At 61.7% G+C, this 24002-nt stretch carries 20 protein-coding genes and 2 tRNA genes; 10 read left to right on the forward strand and 12 right to left on the reverse strand.

Annotation, left to right across the window (positions count from 1 at the left end; genetic code table 11):
- Positions 1 to 244 precede the first annotated feature (244 nt).
- The 5 genes from AADW18_RS04300 to AADW18_RS04320 all read right to left on the reverse strand — a co-directional run bounded on the left by AADW18_RS04300 (position 245) and on the right by AADW18_RS04320 (position 4589).
- Positions 245 to 724 (reverse strand): hypothetical protein, encoded by a 480-nt coding sequence (locus tag AADW18_RS04300; RefSeq protein WP_337342141.1) that lies wholly within the window; start codon positions 722 to 724, stop codon positions 245 to 247.
- A complete protein-coding gene (locus AADW18_RS04305) occupies positions 714 to 1163 on the reverse strand; it encodes a hypothetical protein (RefSeq protein ID WP_337342142.1) in 450 nt (149 codons plus the stop codon). The genes AADW18_RS04300 and AADW18_RS04305 overlap by 11 nt, the downstream gene beginning before the upstream one ends.
- A 217-nt stretch (positions 1164 to 1380) precedes the next feature.
- The gene (locus AADW18_RS04310; RefSeq protein ID WP_337342143.1) at positions 1381 to 2010 is read right to left on the reverse strand and encodes a GNAT family N-acetyltransferase; all 630 of its coding nucleotides are present in this window, start codon (positions 2008 to 2010) and stop codon (positions 1381 to 1383) included.
- Entirely contained in the window at positions 2003 to 3502 is a 1500-nt protein-coding gene (locus AADW18_RS04315) for an oligosaccharide flippase family protein (RefSeq protein ID WP_337342144.1), read from the reverse strand. Before AADW18_RS04315 ends, AADW18_RS04310 begins: the two co-directional genes overlap by 8 nt.
- A complete protein-coding gene (locus AADW18_RS04320; RefSeq protein ID WP_337342145.1) occupies positions 3492 to 4589 on the reverse strand; it encodes an acyltransferase in 1098 nt (365 codons plus the stop codon). Before AADW18_RS04320 ends, AADW18_RS04315 begins: the two co-directional genes overlap by 11 nt.
- Before the next feature lie 82 nt (positions 4590 to 4671).
- On the opposite strand from AADW18_RS04320, the gene AADW18_RS04325 reads away from it, so the two are divergent.
- From AADW18_RS04325 to AADW18_RS04335, 3 genes are all read left to right on the forward strand, one after another.
- The gene (locus tag AADW18_RS04325) at positions 4672 to 5850 is read left to right on the forward strand and encodes a glycosyltransferase (protein ID WP_337342146.1); all 1179 of its coding nucleotides are present in this window, start codon (positions 4672 to 4674) and stop codon (positions 5848 to 5850) included.
- 119 nt (positions 5851 to 5969) lie between these two features.
- On the forward strand, positions 5970 to 7964 hold the full coding sequence (gene asnB / locus AADW18_RS04330) for an asparagine synthase (glutamine-hydrolyzing) (RefSeq protein WP_337342147.1): 1995 nt from the start codon (positions 5970 to 5972) through the stop codon (positions 7962 to 7964).
- Between the two features lie 34 nt (positions 7965 to 7998).
- Entirely contained in the window at positions 7999 to 8949 is a 951-nt protein-coding gene (locus tag AADW18_RS04335) for a class I SAM-dependent methyltransferase (protein WP_337342148.1), read from the forward strand.
- A gap of 192 nt (positions 8950 to 9141) precedes the next feature.
- Here the strand turns inward: AADW18_RS04335 and AADW18_RS04340 are convergent, their stop codons facing one another.
- On the reverse strand, positions 9142 to 10344 hold the full coding sequence (locus tag AADW18_RS04340) for a PQQ-dependent sugar dehydrogenase (RefSeq protein WP_337342149.1): 1203 nt from the start codon (positions 10342 to 10344) through the stop codon (positions 9142 to 9144).
- A gap of 198 nt (positions 10345 to 10542) precedes the next feature.
- On the opposite strand from AADW18_RS04340, the gene AADW18_RS04345 reads away from it, so the two are divergent.
- Genes AADW18_RS04345 through AADW18_RS04360 form a run of 4 tightly spaced genes read left to right on the forward strand, consistent with a single transcriptional unit; the run spans position 10543 to position 14380 of the window.
- On the forward strand, positions 10543 to 10791 hold the full coding sequence (locus AADW18_RS04345; RefSeq protein WP_337342150.1) for an acyl carrier protein: 249 nt from the start codon (positions 10543 to 10545) through the stop codon (positions 10789 to 10791).
- 13 nt (positions 10792 to 10804) lie between these two features.
- Entirely contained in the window at positions 10805 to 12352 is a 1548-nt protein-coding gene (locus AADW18_RS04350) for a class I adenylate-forming enzyme family protein (RefSeq protein WP_337342151.1), read from the forward strand.
- The gene (nadE, locus tag AADW18_RS04355) at positions 12349 to 13329 is read left to right on the forward strand and encodes an NAD(+) synthase (protein ID WP_337342152.1); all 981 of its coding nucleotides are present in this window, start codon (positions 12349 to 12351) and stop codon (positions 13327 to 13329) included. The genes AADW18_RS04350 and nadE overlap by 4 nt, the downstream gene beginning before the upstream one ends.
- Positions 13330 to 13333: 4 nt before the next feature.
- The gene (locus AADW18_RS04360; RefSeq protein ID WP_337342153.1) at positions 13334 to 14380 is read left to right on the forward strand and encodes a hypothetical protein; all 1047 of its coding nucleotides are present in this window, start codon (positions 13334 to 13336) and stop codon (positions 14378 to 14380) included.
- A 162-nt stretch (positions 14381 to 14542) separates the two neighbouring features.
- On the opposite strand, the gene AADW18_RS04365 is transcribed toward AADW18_RS04360, so the two are convergent.
- On the reverse strand, positions 14543 to 15562 hold the full coding sequence (locus tag AADW18_RS04365; protein ID WP_337342154.1) for a polysaccharide deacetylase family protein: 1020 nt from the start codon (positions 15560 to 15562) through the stop codon (positions 14543 to 14545).
- On the opposite strand from AADW18_RS04365, the gene AADW18_RS04370 reads away from it, so the two are divergent.
- Entirely contained in the window at positions 15561 to 16475 is a 915-nt protein-coding gene (locus AADW18_RS04370; RefSeq protein WP_337342155.1) for a glycosyltransferase family A protein, read from the forward strand. The genes AADW18_RS04365 and AADW18_RS04370 overlap by 2 nt on opposite strands.
- Before the next feature lie 24 nt (positions 16476 to 16499).
- On the opposite strand, the gene AADW18_RS04375 is transcribed toward AADW18_RS04370, so the two are convergent.
- Positions 16500 to 17894, reverse strand: a complete 1395-nt coding sequence (locus AADW18_RS04375; RefSeq protein ID WP_337342156.1) for a TIGR03013 family XrtA/PEP-CTERM system glycosyltransferase — start codon at positions 17892 to 17894, stop codon at positions 16500 to 16502.
- Positions 17895 to 18355: 461 nt separating this feature from the next.
- Positions 18356 to 19915, reverse strand: coding sequence for a NosD domain-containing protein (locus tag AADW18_RS04380; protein ID WP_337342157.1), 1560 nt, complete (start codon positions 19913 to 19915; stop codon positions 18356 to 18358).
- A gap of 294 nt (positions 19916 to 20209) precedes the next feature.
- Between AADW18_RS04380 and AADW18_RS04385 the strand changes: the two genes are divergently transcribed.
- Together AADW18_RS04385 and AADW18_RS04390 are read left to right on the forward strand one after the other, a co-directional pair.
- Positions 20210 to 20286: transfer RNA gene (locus AADW18_RS04385), tRNA-Arg, on the forward strand.
- A 115-nt stretch (positions 20287 to 20401) separates the two neighbouring features.
- Positions 20402 to 20608: a hypothetical protein gene (locus AADW18_RS04390; RefSeq protein WP_337342158.1), complete on the forward strand. Its 207-nt coding sequence runs from the start codon at positions 20402 to 20404 to the stop codon at positions 20606 to 20608.
- A 181-nt stretch (positions 20609 to 20789) separates the two neighbouring features.
- Here AADW18_RS04390 and AADW18_RS04395 read toward each other — a convergent pair.
- The 3 genes from AADW18_RS04395 to alaS form a co-directional block, all read right to left on the reverse strand.
- Positions 20790 to 20882, reverse strand: a tRNA-Ser gene (locus tag AADW18_RS04395).
- Positions 20883 to 20957: 75 nt separating this feature from the next.
- A complete protein-coding gene (gene csrA / locus AADW18_RS04400; protein WP_337342159.1) occupies positions 20958 to 21164 on the reverse strand; it encodes a carbon storage regulator CsrA in 207 nt (68 codons plus the stop codon).
- A gap of 146 nt (positions 21165 to 21310) precedes the next feature.
- Positions 21311 to 23959: an alanine--tRNA ligase gene (gene alaS / locus AADW18_RS04405; protein WP_337342720.1), complete on the reverse strand. Its 2649-nt coding sequence runs from the start codon at positions 23957 to 23959 to the stop codon at positions 21311 to 21313.
- Between the last annotated feature and the right edge of the window lie 43 nt (positions 23960 to 24002).

Here is a 24002-nt window from a genome sequence, read left to right on the forward strand (position 1 = left end):
CGCTTGCGGTGAGGGAAAGCTTTCTGGCGGGCGCGTCCGCAGCAGGAAGCGCCTGCCTAAAGAAAGCGAGCATACGGCGGCGACCTTGCGAAAACCCATTTCCCCGGGCGCGCACTGCGTTCCAGTCGGATCGCCAACAAATGGTTGATCTCACCATGAAAAACGTGGAGATACCTCAGACTCTGCCCCCTGTTTTTTCTGCGCAAAAGATGCGATACACCTGTGGTTTACTGCATCTCACAGGCTACTTCTCAGACATATTTTCGCTCTCCTGATAGCACATCACAGCAATGCGCTCTTTCGCAGAGTCTAGAAGCTTTGGTGAAAGACCGACGGCAGCAAGAGACTCGCTCATCCCATTTCTTGTAACGACAATTCCCTGGAAGCGCACTTTCCCAATGAATATAGCGTCCGGATTCTCCCAGTCTTGACCAAGGATACGCACCTCTGAACCGACCAATTCCTCAGGAAGATTCATCCCAATTTTTCTTGAAATGGCTCTCCTACCAGGCCCAATCAAACTTCCGCTTCGAAGATCGCTTTCGGTGAAACTTCGACCAAAAACCTCGCGATCAGCCCACTCACGCACCGCAAGGTAACTTTCTCCATCGGAAGCTAATCGGTAGTATTTTCCGCATTCAACCGCCTTACATCCACTCAGAGAAAGCATAGCTACTAATGCCACCGTCTTTATAGAGGCATACCCGTATCCACTAGTCACCATTACGCAACTCATTGTAGTGATAGCCAATCTCTGCAAAGAACAGACGCTGCAGCAAGTTACTTAACGTTCCTGCACCAGATACATTCCATATGCCAATCACGGCTCTCATCTCCGATATTCTGTCACCTGAGGCACTAAAAATTATGCCTTGCTTGATGTAGTTAAAATCACCACCTTTGAAAGGCCCAATCGAGGCTCCGGAAGAACTGGAGACCCTGTAACTTACTCCTCCAAATGCACCGAAGAACAGGGAGTCGCCGTAACGGGCTTCCCAAAGCGTTTCGCGCGCGGGAAGATTTTCATACCCTCCCCTCAGATCACTCCGCATTCTCGTGTGTGCCACCTCATAGTCCATCAGCTGACCAAACTCCACCATAGTTAGATCCACGAGCACTGCGCTGTGGGAAGTGCAGCAAGTAAATGCATATACCTGCGCCATCCAGATCGTTTCGGAGACACCGTCTCTTTCGGTCCATTTGATCTGGAAAGTTTGCTGGCAGGCGCGTCCGCATCAGGAATCGCTTACCTATGGAAAGCGAGCAAGTAGAACCGAGCTTGTTACATCCCTTAGGGGCCGGCTGCTTACTTGATTATCATGCGGAGAGCAGCGGAGCGAGCTCCGCTCTACGGGGAGCTGGCCGCGCTTGCCTGCGGGCTCAAGCGATCATCCCGCGATGCCATGCGCATTCTTCCGGATCCATCCACAACACGCGTTCTGTCGGACGCAATGCTTGTGGTGAAGGGAAGCCTTCTGGCGGGCGGCTGCGTAGCAGGAATCGCTTGCCTATGGACAGCGAACGCACGGTTGCGATTCTGCGGAATCCCATTTTCTCGTGCGCGCGCAATGAGGGGTAGTTGTAGGAGTCAACGTCGGACAGGAATTGCTGGGGGCCGCTATCGACGGTGGAGGCGTGTTCCATCAAGGCGGCGATCAGTCTTTGTCCACGATGTGCGGGCGCCACGAAAGCATCGCGTGCCCATGCCTGGCTGTTATCCAGGCTGATCATCCAACGCATCTCGTCCAGATAGCGCGGGACAGCGTGTGCTACCCAGAACCAGCCGATAAGACCTTCGTTTTCCTCAATAGCGAAATAGCGCAAACCATGTTGGAAGCGGCGCAGGATGCGGGCCATGTCGCCGCGGCGGCCGAAGCGACGGTCGGTTTGGGAGATTCGTTCCGCATCTTCCACCCGCAGTTCGATAAAGCGTTGTCCTTCCGCCAGCGCTTTGGTCGGCATGACGCCACGGATGCGGCTCAGCAGGACGATGCTATTGAGCTCAATCATTCGATGCACCTGTGGAAGCAACTAATTTTCCCTGCGAAAGTTCCGCTTTCCCGGAAGCGCTGAGTAGGCGCAGGACATCTTGCAGCAAACCATTTCCCAGGAAGGCCAGCGCGGCAGGATACAACGCGGCGCCCAGGGCGATCTCGCATACCAGCCGAAGCACCGGCCAGTCCTGCCAAGCGCTCACTGTTGTCCGCAGCAGTAGTACGCCGGCGACCATCACCGCGCACGCGGCCGTTACTCGCAACAGCGGGGCGCCCACTCCATGCAGATGCAAGCCATGCCGGCGACAGGCACTTATCGATAAGGCGAGTTGCACGACCAGCGCGATGCCCACAGCGATGGAGGCCGCCACCACGCCCCAGCGCGACAGCAGCGCAAGCGCTCCTATCAGTACCAGCACGGTGAGCAGTTCGATACGCAGCGCCGTGCCGTTTTCGCCCAATGCGCCCAGAAATGAAGCCAGCATGAAACTTGCCGGTGCCAGTACCGATACCGCGGCCAGCACGCTGAGTAGCGGCGCCACCTGCGACCACTCTGGCGGTAGCAACGCAGCGACCAAGGTCGACGCGCAGGCGGAAAGACCGAACGCCATCGGGAACAGCACCACGGCGGTCAATCCCAGCGCACGCACGATCAACGGCGCGCGCTCGACTGGTTGAGCACGGACGATCGCCGGCATCATCACTGTTCCAATATGTCCGCCGACATAGATCGCGGGCAATTGCGCCAGATTGAACGCCATGCCGTAGGCGCCAGCATTTTCTGCGCCCAGCAAGCGCAGCACCAGCGGTTTGTCCCAGTAGCGTGCGCCTTCGCTCAGGGTGATCTCGCCGGTGATTGGCGCGCCGAAGCGAAAGATGTCGCGAAACCGCGCCGCGCTGATCATCACCGGCGTCAGCCAGCTGCGCCAACCGGTACCCGCGATGGTGATGGCGGCAATCACGCTGGACTGCGCGATGAATCCCAGGATCATCGCCTGTCCGCCCAGTTGCGTTGTACTGACCAGCGTTACCGCGACCAATGCATAGGCCACATCGCCGAGAGCGGTGGCCAAGGCGATGCGAGTGAAGCGCAATTCGCGAGCGAGCAGTTTGTCCGGTATGGCGCCCAGGCGGCGGATGCCGATGCCCAGCAGTGCACCCGGTAGATATTCGACCAGTCGCGGCGTACTGAACCAGGCCGCCAGCGTCGGCGCCATCCACCAGAGTCCGGCGATCACCACCATGCCGAATACCAGATAGAACACGCTGGCGCCGAAGATAGCCTCCCTGCCCTCGCCACCACGCACGATGACGTACTGCCCGCAGCCCCAGGCGGAGATCCAATTGCCGGTCAAGGCAATGATCGTCGCCACCGTCACTTCGGCGACGATGCCAGGGCTCAGATGCCGTGCGATCAGCAGCGTGCCGATCAGTCCGACTCCGCGGCCGAGAAGACCAGCACCGATACTCCATGCCGCCGCGGAAACAATCTTCTGCTTATCCGTCAAACCGATGCTCCGCATTGCATGCCGCATGCGACGCATGGGCGCGCTGGTTGTGCTCCCGCACTTGCCAATCTGGCTTTCCCCGGCGCTGCCAGTTCGATCGGATCCAGCGCATGGCGGGTTTTTCCACGCCATAGCTCAGCAGCACCGCCAGCCCCATCGACGCGCCGGCCGCCAATAGGCAGGCAATCAAGCTGGATACGCCGGCGTGTTCCAGCCGATAGATCACGCTGAAGCCAATGGCCTGATGGATCAGGTACAGCGAATAAGAAATGCCGCCCAGGAAAACGAATAACCGCATATTGAGAAAGCGAAGGCGACCCAGCACGAACAGCGTGAAAATGGAGCAGGAGACCGTAGCCACCAACAGGAATATTGGCTGCTCGGCTATTGCGATCGCCAACAGGCACAGCGCGATCATTGCCAGGTTCAAACGCCGCTCCTGTGAATAGGAACGCAGGCGGAAGAACAAGATGCCCAGCGCGAAGAAGGGAATGTGGCGCAGGATCAGCAGTTCCCGGACCAGGTAAGGAAGGTGGCCGCCGCGATGCGTCACCACGCCATTGAGAACCGACAGAAACAGCCAGCCCGCGATTATCCAGTGAATGCGCTTGAGCTGGCCGACCAGGAACCAGAACAGCATCTGCACGTAGAAGAACAATTCCACCTGGAGTGTCCAGTAGGAGCCATCCAGGTGCTCGGCGCCCAGGATGTCCTGCACCATGGTGAGGTTGAGCAACAGGTCCGGCCACGGCAATGCCTGCTGGGGCAAGCCGACGCTGTAGACCACCAATGCGGTGATCGTCAATGCCACCCAATAGCCAGGAAACAGGCGGGAGAAGCGCGAGACCACGAAGTCCATGGCGCTGCGCGCGCGCTCCAGCGTCATGAAGATGACGAAGCCACTGATCAGGAAGAACAGATGCACGCCGTACTTGCCGGCCAGCAGACTGGGCAACGACCCGCCCAGGTGGCCTATCTCCTCCGTATACCGCGTTGTGTAGTGGTAAGCCACCACGGCCAGGGCGGCGATACCCCGCAAGGCATCCAGTTCCACCACACGCGAGGAAGGCGACGTTCCGTGATGCATCTTCTGCCCTCTACCAACTCGACTGCATGCTCCAGATAACGCTGCTTACGCGCGATATCGGCCAGCCCGAAGGAAACCGCGCATGCGCCTGTTGATCGTCACTTCGCAATTCCCCATCGCCGGGGAACCCAACCGCGGCCGCCCTGTGTACCAGACGATCCGAGAGCTGGCGCGCCTGGCCACCGTCAAAGTGGTCAGCCCCGTCGCCACGTATCCACGCTGGGCGCAGCCGCGCAGTTATTTGTTCAGGCCTTCTGACCCGCAGCAGTCGGTGCCTGGCTGCGAAGTCGAATACGTGCGCTACCCGGCGTTGCCGGCGTTGTCGCGTCCGTTCAATGGCTGGTTGTGTGGGCGAGCCATCGCCCCGGCGCTGCGCGATTTCGCACCCGACCTGGTGTTGTCCTATTGGCTTTATCCGGATGCCTACGGCGCGATGCTGGGCGCGCGCCAGGCAGGCATACCGCTGGTGGTGGGCGCACGCGGGTCGGACCTGCGGGTGCGCGACGCCATCAGTCGCCGCCTCACCCGCCCGGTGCTGCATGCCGCGCAGCGCCTGCTGGTGGTAAGCGAGGACTTGGGCCGCGTGGCCGTGCGCGGCTACGGCGCCGATGCGGCACGCATCCGTGCCATTCCCAATGGCTGCGATGCGGCCATCTTCCACCCGGCCGACCGCGCGGATGCGCGGGCATCGCTGGGTATTTCGGTCGACGATGAGCTCATCGTCTATGTCGGCCGCCTGGTGCCGGAAAAAGGTTTGCGCGAACTGCTTCAAGCAACACGCGAGTTGTCCGCCGCGCGGCCTCGTCTGCGGTTGGCGCTGGTGGGTGAAGGTCCACTGCAAGCCGAATTGTCCGCCGCCATCGCCGCGGACCCGTCTTTGCGAGTGACGTTGGCTGGCGCGCAGCCGCCGGCAGACGTCGCACGGTGGATGAGCGCGTCCAACCTGGTGACCTTGCCCAGCTATTCGGAAGGCCACCCCAATGTGCTGGTCGAAGCGCTGGCTTGCGGTCGCCCGGTGGTGTCGACGCCGGTGGGCGGGATTCCCGAAGTCGTGGATGAAACCTGCGGACTGCTGGTGCCTGCACGCGACCCGCAGGCGTTGGCGACGGGTCTTGCGCAGGCGCTGGATCGCGACTGGGATGAAAGCGCGCTGGCGCGCCGCTTCTCCCGCGATTGGCGCCAAGTGGCGCAGGACACGTACACCGCATGCGAAGAAGCCTTGGCCGAATCACGCGCCGCCGGCTCCGTGTTCGCAAGCTAGAGCATTTGTTTTTTAGGCGCTAACGGATGATCCTGGCCTCTGATCCTCAGTCTTCCCGTAAACAACTGAAACAAATGCACTAATTACTCTCGACGATCACGCCAGGAGCGACTCGACCGATGTGCGGAATTGCAGGCTTCAGCGGACCCGATGTCGTCACCGGCATCACACGCCCCTTGCTGGAGCGGATGATTCATTCGCTTGCCCATCGCGGGCCGGACGGCTACGGCTACCACGCCGAACCCGGCGTCGGCCTGGCCCACGCGCGGCTGTCGATCATCGATCTGGCCACCGGCGACCAGCCCATCCACAACCCGAGCCGCACGGTGTGGACCGTATTCAATGGCGAAATCTTCAACTACGTGGAGCTGCGCAAGGATCTTGAAGCCGCCGGCCACCGCTTCTACACGCAATCGGACACCGAAGTCATCGTCCACCTGTACGACCGCTACGGCGACGATTTCGTGCAGCACCTCAACGGACAGTTCGCCATCGCCTTGTGGGACAGCAGGCGCCAACGATTGCTGCTGGCACGCGATCGCGCCGGTATCCGGCCGCTGTTCTATACGCGCAGCCGCGGGCGCACCTGGTTTGGTTCCGAAGTAAAAGCGCTACTGGCGGTGCTGCCCGAATGCGCACGCTTGAATCCGCGTGCGCTGATGCAGACGCTGACCTATTGGTCGGCGGTGGACCCGGATACGTTGTACGAAGGCGTGCAGAGCCTGCCGCCAGGACATGTGCTGACGGTCGAACGCGATGGTCGGCAGCAGCTGAAGTCGTATTGGGATTGGACGTTTCCGCCCGCGGAAGAAACTTCGCCATCGCGTTATCCGCTCACCGTCGAACAGGCCACGGGTGAACTGCGCGAACTACTGGTGGACGCGGTGCGCCTGCAGTTGCGCGCCGATGTGCCGGTGGGTGCGTACCTCAGTGGAGGGCTGGATTCTTCCGGCATCGTCGCGCTGATCCGCCGTTTCACCGATACGCCGGTGCGCACGTTCTCGGTAGCGTTCGAAGACGGCGAGTACGACGAAAGCGAATATCAGCAGACGATGGTGCGGCACCTGGGCACCGACCACACCACGCTGCGCTGCACGCGACGCGATATTGGCGAAGCGTTTCCGCGGCTGATCCGCCACACCGAAACGCCGGTCCTGCGCACCGCGCCGGTACCGCTGATGTTGCTGGCCGGCAGCGTGCGCCAGCACGGTTACAAAGTGGTACTGACGGGCGAAGGCGCCGATGAAGTGTTCGGCGGCTACGACCTTTTCAAGGAAGCCAAGATCCGCCGCTTCTGGGCGCGCCAGCCGGACTCGAAGTTGCGGCCGCGATTACTGGAACGGCTGTATGGCTATCTTCGCAATTCGCCCGTCAGCAATCCGGCGTTCGCTCAGTCGTTCTTCGGTCAGGGCATGGAGCACCTGCATCGGCCGATCTTCGCGCACGTGCCGCGCTGGACCACGTCGCAACGTGCACTGTCGCTGCTGTCTTCCGATCTGCGTGCCACCGCCACCGCGTGGAACCCGTTGGACGCGTACGAACAAACGCTACCGCCGGATATCCATCGCTGGAGCGGTCTGGCGCGCGATCAGTATGTGGAAGCCAAGTCGCTGCTGGCGGGTTATCTGCTGTCCTCGCAGGGCGACCGTGTGGCGATGGCCAATTCGATCGAAGCGCGATTTCCTTTCCTGGATCATCGCGTCATCGAATTCGCCAATCGCCTGCCGCCCAGTTTCAAGATCCGCGGCATGACCGAGAAATACCTGCTGCGCCGCGCGCTGGCCGATCTGCTGCCCGACGAAATCGTGAACCGAACCAAGCAGCCTTATCGCGCGCCGGATAGCCAGAGCTTTTTCTTCGATGGAAAGCCGTTGGATTATGTGGCCGACCTGATGAGTGCGGACAGCATCCACGCTGCCGGTTATTTCGACCCGGCAGCGGTGAACCGATTGTTCGAGAAATGCCGCCAGGGCCGCAGCACGGGCTTTGCCGACAACCAGGCTTTCGTCGGTGTGCTGTCGACCATGCTGGTCCACCAGCAAATCCAGGCAGCCCCCACGGCGCGCGAGCCGCTGCTGCAGACCCCTGCACCGGCCGCAGTATCCGCGACCTGACCTTTCCACCTCCAGATCGGGACTTCCAGCGCATATGCATTGGCGAATCAAAGGTACGGTTCAGAAAGTCTTGGGCGTGATGCCGGGTGGCACTGCCCTGCACTATCGTCTGCAACGCAGGTTCGGTGGCCTGAGCAACTTCGAGCGAGAGTTGTCCATGAAAGTGGACGACTGGAAGATCATGGTCGGCCATTTGCGACAGACCGGTCTTCGCATCGAAGGCAGCCGCCTGTTCGAAATCGGCACCGGCTGGTATCCCACTTTTCCGCTCGCCTGCTATCTCGCCGGTGCGCGGCGAATCACCACCTACGATCTCAATCGCCATCTTCAACCCAACCTGTTGCGCGCCTGCATCGCCGGCCTGGAACGTTCGCTGGAGTTGATCGCGCAGACCAGCGGCGCGGAGGAAACCGATGTGCGCGCCCGATACGCGCGCTTGCAGTCCGCCATTGCCGAAGGTCAGGACCTGGAGCACGCTACCGAAGGTGTGGTGCATTATCGAGCCCCGGCCGACGCCACCCGCACGGCATTGGACGAAGGCGAAGTAGACGTCGTCTTCTCCAACAGCGTGCTGGAGCATGTGCCACCCCAAGTCATCGATGCCATGTATCGCGAGTCCCAACGCATCCTGGCGCCGGGCGGGCTGATGTTCCACTCGGTCAATTGCGGCGACCACTACGCCTATGTGGATCGCAGCATCCATCAGCTGAACTATCTGCGCTATTCGGATCGCCAGTGGAAATACTGGAACAACGCTTTCCTGTATCAGAACCGCATGCGCGCGCATGAGTTTGTCGAACGCGCCGCGGCGATGGGCTATGAGATATTGCTGGACACCTCCACCGCCCGGCCGCAACGCTTGCGGGAACTGGCGGAAATGCCGGTGCATCCGCAGTTCGCGTCGGTTCCCGCGGAGAAGCTTTGCATTACCAGCGTGGATTTCATTGCGCGGAAGCGGAAATCTCAGGAGAGCGCCGCGTCGTAGCAGATGACCATGTCACTGGCCGCAGATGAAGGCTGTTCCCTTCTCCCTCCGGGAGAAGGTGGCGCGCAGCGACGGATGAGGGAATGCAGTGTCCGCTTGTAACGAGTTCCACTAGCGAGTCGTTGCCATTCCCTCATCCGCCCTCCGAGCACCTTCTCCCGGAGGGAGAAGGACAGGCGCAACGCGAGAGTTCTAAGGTGCGGGCCGCATCCCGTCCGGTTGTGTCGCCGGGGTGATCTTCAACAACTTGCCATCCGGTGCATCGACCAATACGTAAAGCGCACCATCCGGGCCCTGCCGCACATCGCGGATGCGCTGCTGACGCTGGCCGAGCAGGCGTTCCTCGTGAACGATCTTGTCGCCGTCCAATTCCAGCCGGATCAATTCACTGGATGCAAGCGCGCCGAGAAAGAGATTCCCGCGCCACTGTGGGAACAAATCACCGGTATAGAACGCCATGCCGCTCAGCGCCGGCGACTTGGCCCAGACATGATGCGGCGGCACCATGCCAGGAGCGGTCTTGCCCACTGAACCGGGGACCGGCTTGCCGCTGTAGTCGACGCCATGGGTCACCACCGGCCAGCCGTAGTTGGCACCGGCTTGCGGCAGGTTCAACTCATCGCCACCCATGGGCCCGTGCTCGCTGGCCCACAGTTGACCGGTCTGCGGATGCAATGCGGCGCCCTGCATGTTGCGGTGGCCATAGGACCAGATTTCCGGGCGCGCGTTTTCTCGGCCAACGAATGGATTGTCCTGCGGGATTTCGCCGTCGGGCAGTATTCGCACCAGCTTGCCCTGCAATTTATCGAGCTCCTGCGCGGCCGCGGCAGCGACACGATTGTCGCCCTGGGTGACGAACAGATGTCCGCTGCCGTCGAACACGAGTCGCGAACCGACATGGGTGCCGTGGGACAGTTTGGGTTCCTGGCGATAGATCACTTCCACGTCCTGCAACGCGTCGCCTTGCAGGCGTCCACGCACGACGGCAGTGCCGGCCTTGTTACCGCGGAAGTTGGGTTCGGCGAACGACAGATAGACCCAGGGATCCGCGCTGAAATCCGGCGGCAGTGCGACATCCAGCAGGCCGGCCTGGCCATCGACGAAGATGTCCGGCAATCCGGTGATCGGCGTGGAGACCTGGCCGTCCGCGCCTATACGGCGCAGTCGGCCGGGGCGTTCCGTCACCAGCATTCCGCCGTCGGGCAGGAACGCCAGGCCCCAGGGATGAGCCAAGCCGGTGACAAGCTCGGTGACGGCGTAGCCGCCTTTTTCCGACACATAGGATTCCGGTGCCAGGTCTCGCACCGCCTGTGGCGCGACGACCGGCACAGGCCCGGATTCGCCGCCGCGGCAAGCCGACAGCCCCAGCAGAACAACCACAGCCAAACACCGCATGACCCGATCCCCATCCCGTGCCTTGGTGACGCGGATGTTAGCACCGGCCTGACCCCGACCAGCGCAGAACCATTCGTGGATATCGCACAGCCGCGGTGAGTGCCGGCTCACCGGTCCGACCGCACCGGCCGCTGGCCGGAAAGTGCCTCAAGCCGCGTTTCTGAAGACTAGTAAGACAGATAAATTCAGGGGCTCACCATGCAGCAACGGCGGCAAATCAAGAAATTCATTCTGGAAAATTTCCTGTTTTCGGAGGACGAGTCCGCCATTGCCGATCAGGATTCGCTGATCAGCGGCGGCATCATCGACTCCACCGGCATCCATGAGCTGATTTTCTTCCTGGAAGAAGAGTTCAAGCTCAGCATCGTGCCTGACGAGATGGTTCCGGCGAATTTCGATTCGATCCAGACCGTCGACGAATTCGTCAGCCGCAAGCTCGCCGGCTGACGCTGGAATCCACGTGAACACACTGCAGAAAAGCACCCTGCAGAAAAGCACGCTGCCGGAGCGCACGCTGTCGGAGCATGTCGCCCGCGTCGCACGGGAAACGCCTGGCCGCATTGCGATGGTCGATGGCGAACGCCGCATCGATTACTCGCAGTTGTGGGCGTACGCGCAGGGATTCGCCGCTCATTTGCGCGACCAAGGTTTGCAGGCAGGCGACCGCGTCGCCATCCTGCTGCCCAACCGCATCGAAGCCGCGGTGGCCTGTTATGGCACCTGGCTGGCTGGCGGCATCGCAGTGCCACTGAACGTTCAGGCGCGCGCGCGCGATTTCCTTCCCTGGTTGCGTCACTGCAATGCACGCCACGTGGTGTACGAACAAGGACACCGCGACGCCGAGCTGGCGCTGGAACAACTGGGCAACTCTACCGCCGCCACGGCCGCCGCCGATGCGCAGCCGCTCTGCCCTTCGTACAACGACACTGCGGAACCACCGCGGGTCGACGATCCCTCCGCGGCCGCACTGATCCTCTACACCTCCGGCACCACCGGTGCGCCGAAAGGCGTGGCGCTAAGCCACGCCAATCTGCTGGCCAATGCCGAAGCGGTAGTCGCCTATCTAGGCTTGAATGCTGACGACCGCGTACTGAGCGTGCTGCCGTTCTACTACGCGTATGGCGCATCGGTATTGCACACGCACCTGATGAGCGGCGCGTGCGTGGTGCTGGCACCGAATCTGCTATTTCCGCACCTGGTGCTGGAAGCTTTGGGGCGTGAACGCGCCACTGGATTTTCCGGCGTGCCTTCGACTTATGCGCTGCTGTTGGAACATGTCGCGTTAGGCGACTACAACCTGTCTTCGTTGCGTTATCTGACCCAGGCCGGCGGTGCGATGTCGCCCGCGCTGACACAGAAGTTGCGCACGGCGCTGCCGCAGCCGCGCTTGTTCGTCATGTACGGCCAGACGGAAGCGACCTCGCGGATCAGTTGGCTTCCGCCCGAGCGACTGGACGAAAAGCTGGGCTCGGTAGGCGTCCCGGTGCAAGGGGTTTCCTGGAAGATCCAGTGCGAAGACGGCAGCGACGCTGCGCCGGGCCACGACGGCGAAGTCTGGGTCCGCGGCCCGAGCGTGATGCTGGGCTATTGGAACAATCCCGAGGCGACCGCCGCCGTGCTGCGTGATGGCTGGCTGCATACCGGCGATATCGGCCGGCTGGATGCGGACGGATACCTGTTCCTGCATGGCCGGCGCAACGACATGATCAAGACCGGCGCACATCGCGTGCATCCCACCGACGTGGAAGAAGTCATCGCCGAGATGCCTTTTATCCGCGAAGTGGCGGTGGTGGGTGTGGACGATGCCATTCTTGGCCAGGTGATCAAGGCGTTCGTGGTGGCCGATGACATTCCGCCACGCGCCGAAGACCGTATCAAGGCGCATTGCCGTGCGCGCTTGGCGCCCTACAAGATTCCCCGCCACATCGCCTTCGTCGACGCCCTGCCCCGCACTGCTTCGGGCAAGGTCAGACGCGTCCAACTTATGGAACTAGAGACCATCCCATGACCGTACTAGAACGCAACGTCCTCGATATCGATTATCAACAGGAGGCCGACCGCATTGCGGAGCGCCTGCGCGAAATAACCGCGCGGCAGCTGCACAGGCGCGGGTTGGTGGTCGCCATTTCCGGCGGTATCGACAGCTCGGTCAGCGCCGCGCTGGCAGTACGAGCGCTGGGACCGGACCGGGTATTCACGCTGATCCTGCCTGAGCAGGATTCCTCCGACGACAGCGCCGCGCGTGCCCACATCCTGGCGCAACACCTGGGCGTGCGCACTGAAACCGTGGACATCGCACCGGCGCTGGCCGCCATTGGCTGCTACCGCCACCGCGATGCCGCGGTACGCAACGCGTTGCCCGAATACGGCGAAGGCTGGAAGTTCAAGATCGTTATCGACGGCGGCACCGAAGGACGTATCAACCGGTTTCGCCTGATCGCCGAATCTCTGGATGGCGCGCGCCACGAGCGCGAGCTGGCGCTGGCCGATTATCTGACCATCGTCGCCGCCACCAACTTCAAGCAACGCATCCGCAAGACGCTGGAATATTTCCACGCCGACCGCTTGAACTATGCGGTTGTCGGCACACCCAACCGCGTCGAGTACGACCAGGGTTTCTTCGTCAAAAATGGCGACGGCTCGGCTGACGTCAAGCCCATCGCGCACCTGTACAAATCGCAGGTATACGGCATGGCACGTTTTCTCGGCTTGCCTGAGCGCGTCTGCGCCGCCATTCCCACCACCGACACCTACAGCCTCAGCCAAGGCCAGGACGAGTTCTATTTCGCGCTGCCTTACCAGCAGATGGACCTGGCGCTGTGGTCGCTCAACCACGACGTGCCAGCCGCCAACCTGGCCATCGACTTGGGCATCAGTGAAGCTCAAGCACAGGCCGTGTACGACGACATCCGCAACAAGCGCCGGACCACGCGCTATCTGCACCTGCCTCCGGTCCTCATAACAGAAGTCGCGGAACTGGAGTGATCCGGTGACCACGCTGTCTCCGCCACCACAATATGTCGTGCATGCCGGCGATGCATTGCGCGAGCGCGAGACGGTGCAGGCGATATGGCGTGGCAATCTGGGGCAGCAGGACCGGATGGCAGCCAAGTACGACTGGTTCTATCTCTCCTGCCCGCATGGCCCGCCCTTGCTGCAGTTGCTTCGCCATGCCAGCGGCGATTGGGTGGGCACCGCCTGCGCCGGTCGCCGACGGATGCGCTGGCAGGGCCGCGACATCGCCGCGGGCGTGCTGGTCGATCTGGCCGTGCTGCCGGAACATCGTTCGCTCGGCCCTGCGCTGATTCTCCAACAGGGCCTGATCGAAGCCGGTGCACGCCAGGTGGATTTGCTATATGGCTTTCCCAATCCGAAGGCCGCCGCGGTATTCAAGCGCATCGGCTACAGCAAACTGACTGAAGCCGTGCGCTACGCACGTGTCCTGCGGCACCGTCGCTACTTTCGCGAGCGCATGCCGGCTTGGCTGGCGCTGCCACTGGGCGTAGCCGCGGATTTCGCCGTAGCCCTGCGTGACGGCTGGCGGCGCCTCAGCGGCGCATCTTTGCGCAGCGAATGGCGCGACCATGCCGATCCAAGAATGGACGCTTTGTGGGCGGAATCAGCGCCTGAGCAAGGCTTGGTCGCAATCCGGGACAGCCGGCATGTCAAATGGCGATTCGACGAATCTCCGCTGGCGCGCACGCGCTATCTGCTGATCTCCGCATCCAACGGCGAGAGCCTGTTCGCCTGGTTCGCGACACAAGAGGAAGGCGCCACTTTGCACATTCGCGATTTCTGGTCTCGGAACGGTGCCGCTGGCGATCAGGCGTATGTGCTTGCGCTGCTCGCTGCAGCGCGGACAGCGGGTTATGCGTCTGTATCGGTGGAAATCGCAGGCACGGCACCAGTGATTGCGAACTGGAGCGCCTGCGGTTTCGTCGCGCGCGGTCGCCGGCCGGTTTTCGGGCGGTGGAGCGGCGAACAGCAACATGAAGGTGCTGAGATGTTTCTTACCTCAGCTGATGAAGACGAATAGTGCTTGCCCTTCTCCCTTCGGGAGAAGGTGCCCGGAGGGCGGATGAGGGAATGGCAATGACCCGCTATCAAAGCTTTCTACATGCGGACACTGCACTCCCTCATCCGTCGCTGCGCGCCACCTTCTCCCGAGGGGAGAAGGAAAAGCTAACAGCCAAATCGCTCAGGCCAACCGCCGCGCCTCGCGCCGGAACAGATATAGCGCTAGCCAATCCGGGCGGAAGCGACCGCGCCGGTCCACGACGCTGTCAGTTTCAAAGCCCGTCCTGCCCAGCAACCAGCCCACCTGAGGCGCCACCGGATTCAACACCGGCACGCTGGTGAATATCAGTTCGTAACCTGCGTCATGAGCCTGCCGTGCGATCGCAGGTGTGAACGCGCCATGCGGGAACGACATGGATTCAGCGCTGGGTGCCCGTCCCAGCAGATTCCCCAATGCGGTGCGGGCGCCGGTCAGTTCCGCATCCAGATCCGGCGCCAGGGTCATCGGCGTATGCGTCTTGCCATGCAACCCAAGCGCTACGCCGCCGGCTTCCAACTGCTGCAGTTCGCTGATATCGACCATATGGCGAAGACCGTCGTCGAAAGCGGCCATGAAAGGTGCGAGCACGGTTTCGCGTTGTGTCGCCGGCAGTTGTTCGAGCAGGGTGATGGCTTCGCGCAAACTGCCGATCGACTCGTCGACGGGTGCCCATGCCGTCGTCAGGTGTGGCTGCAGCGCCGCCGCCAGATCGGCGACGCGCAGCGTATTGCGCCGCCACGCTGCGATCAGGCGCTCCTGGAAGAACGGCTGCGTCGTGCCTACGGCATCGGCCACCACGAACATCAGCGCGGGCAGCCCGGCGCGCTTGAGTTCCGGGAGCGCGTAGTCGGCATTGTCCGCCCAGCCGTCATCGAAGGTAATCAACAAAGCGCGCGGCGGCAGCGCGGTGCCGCTGCGGCGCGATGCCAGTACCTGCGCCAGCGACACTACGTTGTAGTGGTGCTTGAAGAAGGCCAGCGACTCCGCCAGCCATCCGGTGGCCAGGGTGTAATCGGGATCGCAGCTGTGCCAGCGGGGATCTTCCGGCTTCAGCGTGCGGTGGAACATCACCACGGTTAGACTGTCCGCGTTGCGGAAGCGGTGGTACAGGCCCAGTAGACCGCTGACATAAAGCAGCTTCTTGGAGAGATCCTTCAGCATGGCGTCAGCGATCGAAGTTTCGGCGATTATACCCACCTACAACCGGCGGGACCTGGTGATACGGGCCATCGAATCGGTGCTGGCCCAGACGCGGAGCGTCGAAGAAATCGTCGTGATCGACGATGGTTCGACCGACGGTACCGGAGAGCTGTTGCATGAACGCTACGGCGCGCGTATCCGATACGTCTACCAGTCCAACGCCGGCGTTTCCGCCGCACGCAATCACGGCATGTCGATCGCGCAAGGCGGATATTTCGCGCTGTTGGACAGCGACGACGAATGGCTGCCTGAAAAGACTGCGCGCCAGATCGAGTGGATGGAGGCGCACCCCGATTTCGGCATGGTGCTGTGCGACGTCGAGCGCATCGACGCGCAACGGCAGGTCATCGATATCTTTCATCGCCGCGAAGTGATCCGCGAAGATGGCTGGGCTCTGCGCTGGATCATCCGCAACCCGGCATTGGCGCCCGCGTCGGCGATTCTTCGCCGGGAAGTCTTCGAGGACGTCGGAGGTTTCGACGAGCACCTGCGCACGGCCGAAGATATCGACTTCCATCTGCGCGTCGCGCATCGCTGGCAGATCGGCGTGGTAGAGGCGCCACTGGTGCGGGCCATGCGAGGGCACGACGGACTGTCCGCCGAGTCCAGCACCTATGACGACTATGTCCGCGTGGTCGAGCGCGCGGTCGAAAACGCACGCGGCAAAGTGGATGCCGCGGAGCTGGATCGCGCGCTGGCGGCGACCTATGCGCGCAACGCGCGCGGCCTGTTGATCCAGAAGCGCTGGCGCGAGGGTTATCGGCTGGCGACGCAGGCGTGGCGGCTTACGCCGGATGCCACGCTGCGACGAGACCTGCTGCAGCTGATTCCCTTCGGCCTGCGCCGTGCGGTACGCGGACTGCTGCCGGGATAATCTGCCGGCGATAGAACCTGCCATTCAGCGGGCACCGCGACCGAACAGCACGACTTCGACCGTCTGTAACAGGATCATCAGGTCGAATACCAGACCGTGGTTCTTGACGTAGAACAGGTCGAACTTGAGTTTCTCTTCCGCATCCTTCACCGATGCGCCATAGGGATAGCGCAACTGCGCCCAGCCGGTCAGCCCGGGCTTCACGCAATGGCGCACGCCGTAGTAGCGGATTTCATCGTTCAAGAGATCGACAAAATGCGGGCGCTCCGGACGCGGCCCGACGAAACTCATATCGCCCCGCAGTACCGCGAACAACTGCGGCAGCTCGTCCAACCGAGTCAACCGAATGAAGCGGCCTACGCGGGTGCTGCGGTCGTCATTTTTGGTAGCCCACTGCGCCACGCCATCTTTCTCGGCGTCCACGCGCATGCTGCGGAACTTGGTCAAGACGAAATGCTCGCCGCGTTCACCGACGCGCGTCTGCCGATACAAAATGGGGGTGCCTGACTCCACCCAGACTGCCAACGCCACCACCAGCATCAACGGCCAGGCCAACAGCAGCAGCACGGTCGCCGCGACCAGGTCGAAAAAGCGCTTGCTCAGGCGACGGGGCGTGGAGTAGTCGAAGCCACCTGAAAACACCAGCCAGGACGGATCAACCACATTGAGCTGCACCATGCCGGCTTCGCGCTCGAAGAACGTGGAAAGATCGATGATCGAGACACCGCGCTGCACGCAGACCAGCATTTCCTCCATCGGCAGTCCGCCGCGGCGCTCGTCCGGCGCGATCACCACCTCATCGATCTGCAGGCGCTCAGTCAGTTCCGCCAACCCGTTCTGCGGCTGCAACAACAGATCTTCAGCGACCATCACCGGATGTCCCGCCACCGGCACGAACCCGACCACCACGAACGACCGCCGGTCCGACTGGCGGCGCATGCGGCTGTTGACCAGGTCCGCATTCTTGCCGGCGCCCAGGATCAGCACCCGCTGCTTGAGTACGTCCGCGCGGAACACATGAATGGAAAGCACGCGCGCGAGCACCACCGCCACCAAGCCGATCGCCAGCGACATGGCCAACACACCGCGGCCGATATACGTCTGCGGGACCAGGTAATAGAGCACCACCAGTCCTATGCCACCGAAGGCAAAGGACAGCGCGATGCGCAGCACGAAGTCCATGCGGTTGTGGCGTACGTGGACCTGGTAAAGCCCGAATGCCGCCATCGACCCGGTAACGAAGAGCGCTACCAGCATGGCGCGCAACGGTGCCTGCTCGACGAAGCTGACCTGGGTTTCCGGATCGTTATGGAAGCGGATCCAGGCGGCAATCAGCACCGCCAATACCAGCAGCACCACTTCGGCCATCCACAACAGCCGGGTAGCACGCGATTTGCGGCTCGCAGGATTGGCCTTCATCACGCGACTCCTCCTCTCGGAAAGCCCGCGGATAATCCATGGCAAGACCCCGCACCGAAGGACTCGCGGCCGTAGCCGCCCCGCAGTGTCACCAGCGTGTGCATATCGCCCCCTGTAGTACGCATTCCCAGACGCGACCGTTTCGCGCCAGAGCAGTGAGCCCTATTTCGACCATAAGGCAGCCCCGTGTTCCTGATGCAACACAGGCACTAACGGCGCAAAGGGAGCGATCCGGCCAAAGTACGGCGCGATGGGGGGCGTTTGGGAAGCGGGAATGGGGAACGGGGAACGGGGAATCGATATCCCGGAAGCGAGAGTCGGAAGCGAGAGCGAGAAAGGCTTTGCTTTGCCTCCCCCTTTGTAAAAAGGGGGATGACCCGCCATTCGGCGGTTGAAAAGCATTGGAGGGGGATTTGCTTCTGCTCCTTAAGTAACCCCCATCACCCGCCCTCTTTTTCTGCCTAAAGCATCTGCCTCACAACCCCGCGGCGATAGCGCTTCGCCGGACTCTGCCGCAAACGTTGCGACTGCCTTTTCACAGCGGGAGCCGGTGCCGTCTGCGCAGGTTGGCTTTGCGCAGAAGTGGCTTGGGAACGTGGCGGAATCAAGGGCTGCGAGCCGTTCACGCGGATCATCGCAGGCGCTTCGTCGATGTCGAATTGCTCCAGCGCACCGATATCGATCCGGTCCGCCAGCATCAAACGGGCATGCTGGTCGCCGATGGCCATCTTGGCGCGTAGCGGCGGGTCAAAGGCAGGCAGCGGCTGCGGTGATGGGAACGGAAAAGCCGCCGGCGTGGTGGGGGAATTGTTGCCGGCATTGATCAGCGGACTACCTGCTCGCGGACGCAGATTGCGCTGCGCCACGTTGGCGAACATCGGGTCGGCGCCCCGCAATGTGCCCGACCATTCGGCGGGCACCAACGTCGCCGCGCTTTGCACCCAGTTGTTGCTGCCGGCGACCTGACGCGTTCCGGACCAGGGCTCGCGGCTCTGTGGTTCGCAAAAATCAGGCTGGCCCACATCGCTGGCAGGATTTTCACGAACAATATTCGGCGTGCTGCCGGACGCCGTCTGATAAACCACGTTGTTGTGCATCTCCAGCGAACCCAGTCCCAACTGCACCATCACTGCGTTCGCCACGCCGCTGCGATCGAACACGATGGTGTTATTGACCATGCGCACCCGTCCTTGGCTGCGGCCGTCGAGGTCTCCGCCCGCGCGCACTGCGTTGCGCCAACTGTTGGTGTGCACGATGACATTGCCCACCACATCGGCATCCTCGCGCCGCAGGTTGGTTGTCCATCCGGCCTTCTGCGTATCGCAGTCGGGGCCGATCAGTTCCATCTCGCCATAGACGGCATTTTCGATCCAGTTGTAATAGATCAGGCTGCGCTCGTGGCGTGTGCGCACCAGCACGCCACCGGTGCCGTCGTGCACATAGTTGTAGTGCATCCGGAAAACCGAGTTCGGATACGTCACTTCGTCCGATTGCATGTAGATGGAGTGGCGCGTGGTGCTGGAACCGGAGCGCGCAATCTCGCTGTATTCCAGGGTAAACGAGCCGGAATTCTGATCCGCGCCGAGAATGCCGTGCGAAGGGCAGTCATGAATATAGGCATCGCGCACGGTGACGTTATGCGCCTCGCTGAACACGCAGGTGCTGGAGCCGCCAACGACTTCGAAACCTTCGAATACCACGTGGTTCGATTGTTCGAACTTGATGGTGTGGGTTCCTCCCTGCAGCACGGGGCGTGTAGCACCGGCCACGCGGCGCCAGCGGATGATGACGGGGCTGGCCTGGGTGCCTCCGTCATCGGAACCCACGACGATGTTTCCTGAATAAGTCGCGTTGCCATCGACCTCGACGATATCGCCGGGTGCAAGATTGTTGCTACTGAAGACTGCGGACAACTGGGTGTATTGACGGCCTGTCGGCCCTACGGTGAACGTGGCAGCCGCGGCTATTCCCGGGGCGGTCGCCAGTAGGCACAGACCTGCCCATTTCACTAAACCTTGCATCTTTTTTCGGACTCCTGTTGGCCTTCGATGGGCCGTTGTCGGCAAGCTTGGCGAACCATTAGATTGGCCATTCGCCGCCACATGGAAGCTCCACGCCACACTTAGCCGCACCCTCTCTGGGGCGCCATGACGCGTTATGAGACGTCTAAAAGGACAGAAAACCGGCCATCGATCAACCGTTGGCGGCCTTCGGGCTAAGCGGGTGTTTAGTCGTCCCGGGTATGGACCGACTTTGTTATGCCGGAATGATTGACGCCACGAATCAGTTCGTGCAAAATTCCGCTCCTACTCAATGCGCCCGTAGCTCAGCTGGATAGAGTACCTGGCTACGAACCAGGCGGTCGGGAGTTCGAATCTCTCCGGGCGCACCAGTATTAGAAAAGGACCACGAGGAAACTCGCTGGTCCTTTTTCTTTTTTTGTACTGGCGGGTCGCCGATTGCGCGACAAATGCCGAGTCCTTTCGCGCCCTCAAGCCAAATTCGCCATGACTCGCCATTCGGCAATTGAAGTGCGCCTCGGTCGCGAGCCGGAGGTGCGGCTTAACCCGCTCATCGGCATTGAAAAAAGCGAACTGACGTCGAATGCGGGGCCTACTGGTTCCCGGCACATGCCGGAGGCGCATGACGGGAATTTATCGATGGTGAGTCAGCAGCTGATACGAAAATGCTCCAGCTCGCGCGAGGCATTTTGATCGGCGATGGATGCCAGCGCAGCGTGCGCTTTGACGGTGCTGACTTCAGTTCGAGCGTCATTCGCACGCGGCAATCAGCAGATGAATCTGCGCGCCCAGGAGCGAAATATAGAAGAATCGCGGTGCGAAGATTCGCGCGATATTGGCCAGTCAGCCGCCTATGCAAGGAAGCTTGTACAACTGGCGGAGTGAGAGGGATTCGAACCCTCGATAAGGCTTTTGACCCTATACTCCCTTAGCAGGGGAGCCCCTTCAGCCGCTCGGGCATCACTCCGGATGTTGTTGCACGCTGCGGCATCGCCACGGCGGCCGCATAGGATAACGGCTGACCGTGATTGCGGCAACGAAATTAATCCGAGGGTGTACTTTCCGATGCGGGAGCCGAGGCTTCCTCACCACGTTGGATCCGTTGATAGATCTCTTCGCGATGTACGGCCACATCCTTGGGGGCGGTGATTCCGATCCGCACCTGATTTCCCTTGACGCCGAGGACGGTCACCGTGACCGAGTCGCCGATCATCAAGGTTTCGCCAACACGGCGGGTCAAAATCAACATGTTTCTTCTCCGTAATCCGGCGATATTACCGCCGGGGGTGCGTTTGCGCTGTCAAGGCGACAAACTGCTCCAGGTAAATTCATGAACGTAAAGCATGTTAGCGGGCCGAGCTGCCAGCCCGCAAGCAGTTCTCACATTAGCTAGTATTAGATGAGGCGCTCTTGAACCCAGTCAGGAATACCGCGAAGGGCTGAAGCAAGGGCGGGCCCATCCTCGCCACCACCCTGGGCGAGATCCGGACGGCCGCCGCCCTTGCCACCGATCTGACTCGCAACGTGCGCCAGGAGTTCCCCCGCCTTGACCTTGCCGGCCGCAGCGCCACTGACGCCCGCCACCAGCGCGGCTTTGCCTTCACTTGCGCCGGCCAGCACGATGACTGAATCGCCAAGTTGCTGCTTGAGGCGATCCACCGCGTCGCGCAGAGCTTTGGCGTCGAATCCTTCCAGTCGCGCGGCCAGGACCCGAACCCCGTGAATATCCTGCGCTGAGCCGGCCAGATCGGCCGTTGCTCCGGACGCGGCCTTGGACTTCAGGGCTTCCAGTTCCCGCTCCAGCTTCTTCTGGCGATCGGTCAATGCTCGGATCTTCTCCACCACATCGGTGGCGTTGCCGCCCAACAAGGCCGCCGCATCTCCCAAACGCCGCTCTTCGTCTGCTACGTAATCCAGGGCACCCTCCCCGGTCAGGGCCTCAATACGTCGAACACCTGCCGAGACTCCACCCTCACTGACGATCTTGAACAGACCGATATCGCCAGTCCGCCGCACGTGGGTCCCCCCGCAGAGCTCGGTGGAGTAATCACCCATCTTCAGCACACGCACGTTTTCTCCGTACTTTTCCCCGAACAGCGCCATGGCACCGAAATCCAGCGCTTCCTGCATGCCCATGTGATGCACTTCGGCTGCATGATTGGTGCGGATCTGTGCATTGACGAGCCGCTCAACCTCCGCGAGCTCAGCTGAGGTCATCGGCTGGAAGTGGGAGAAGTCGAAACGCAGCTTGTCGGGCGCAACTAACGAGCCCTTCTGCTGAACATGCGTACCCAGCACTTGCCGCAAGGCGGCATGCAGCAGGTGGGTGGCGGAATGGTTGAGGATGGTGGCGCCGCGACGCTGGGCGTCCACGGAGGCGACCACGTGGGCACCCAGCTTCAGCGAACCCTTGGCGATCTTGCCGACATGGCCATGGAACTGCCCCGCGAACTTCTGCGTATCGGCCACGTCGAACTCGACACCCTGCTCCGCCAGCACCCCGACATCACCGACCTGGCCACCCGACTCGGCGTAGAACGGTGTGCGGTCCAGAAACACCACCGCCTCATCGCCCGCGGAGACCATGTCGACCGGACGGCCGTCCTTCAGAATCGCCACCACCTGCAAACCACCGGCATCCAGATGGTCATAGCCCAGGAATTCCGTCGGCTTGAGCTGCGCCACCAACTCGGCTGGCAAACCAACACCTGAAGAGAACTTGCCCGCGGCGCGTGCTGTTTCGCGCTGCTGCTCCATGGCCGCCTCGAAGCCAGCCATATCGACCGACAAGCCACGTTCGCGTGCGATATCGGCAGTCAAATCGACCGGAAACCCATAGGTGTCGTACAAGCGGAAAGCGTCGACGCCCGGTATCACGCCGCGCGCGCGCGCGGAGATGTCATCGAAAATCCGCATGCCCGAATCCAGCGTCTCGGCAAAGCGCTCTTCCTCGGCGCGCAAAGCCCGCTCGACCAGATTTCGGGCGGCGAGTAATTCCGGATACGCATCGCCCATCAGTTCGGTCAGAGTGCCAACCAACTGGTGGAAGAACGGCTGGCGCACGCCCAGCATCCAGCCATGGCGCAATGCGCGGCGGATGATCCGGCGCAATACGTAGCCCCGGCCCTCATTGGAGGGCAATACGCCATCGACGATCAGGAATGCGCACGCGCGGATATGGTCGGCGATCACCCGCAGCGACTTGTTCTCAAGATCGCTGGTGTGGGTCAGCTCCGCGGCTTTGCTGATCAGCGCCTGGAAGACGTCGATCTCATAGTTGGTATGGACGTGCTGCAGGATCGCGGCCAGGCGCTCCAGACCCATACCGGTATCTACGCACGGCGCCGGCAGCGGCATCAGCGTGCCGTCGGGCTGGCGATCGAATTGCATGAACACCAGATTCCAGATTTCGATGAAACGGTCGCCATCCTCGTCCGGCGATCCGGGAGGACCGCCGGCGATGTGTTCGCCGTGATCATAGAAAATTTCGGTGCAGGGGCCGCAAGGACCGGTATCGGCCATCTGCCAGAAGTTGTCGGACGCATAGGGCGCGCCCTTGTTGTCGCCGATGCGAACGATGCGCTCAGCAGGCAGCCCGATATGGGTATGCCACAGGTCATATGCCTCGTCATCGGTGTGATACACCGTGACCAGCAATCGCTCCTTGGGCAGTTTCCAGACCTGGGTCAGCAGCTCCCAGGCCCATTCGATGGCTTCCTTCTTGAAATAGTCGCCGAAAGACCAGTTGCCCAGCATTTCGAAGAAGGTGTGGTGACGGGCGGTATAGCCCACCGAATCCAGATCGTTGTGCTTGCCACCGGCACGCAGGCACCGCTGCACGTCCGCCGCTCGCACGTAGCTGCGCTTTTCAGCGCCCAGGAACACGTCCTTGAACTGGACCATGCCCGAATTGGTGAACAACAGAGTGGGATCATTGCCCGGCACCAGCGGCGCGGACGGCACGATGGTGTGGCCCTTGCTGTTGAAGAACTCAAGGAAATCGCTGCGGATCTGGGACGTGCTGATTCTAGAAGGACTGGTCATCTGGCTGGCATTGGCTGGAGGGCGCATCCACGCGCCGCGTCTC

Source organism: Pseudoxanthomonas sp. CCNWLY206-1 (genome assembly GCF_039710385.1).
GTDB lineage: Bacteria > Pseudomonadota > Gammaproteobacteria > Xanthomonadales > Xanthomonadaceae > Pseudoxanthomonas_A.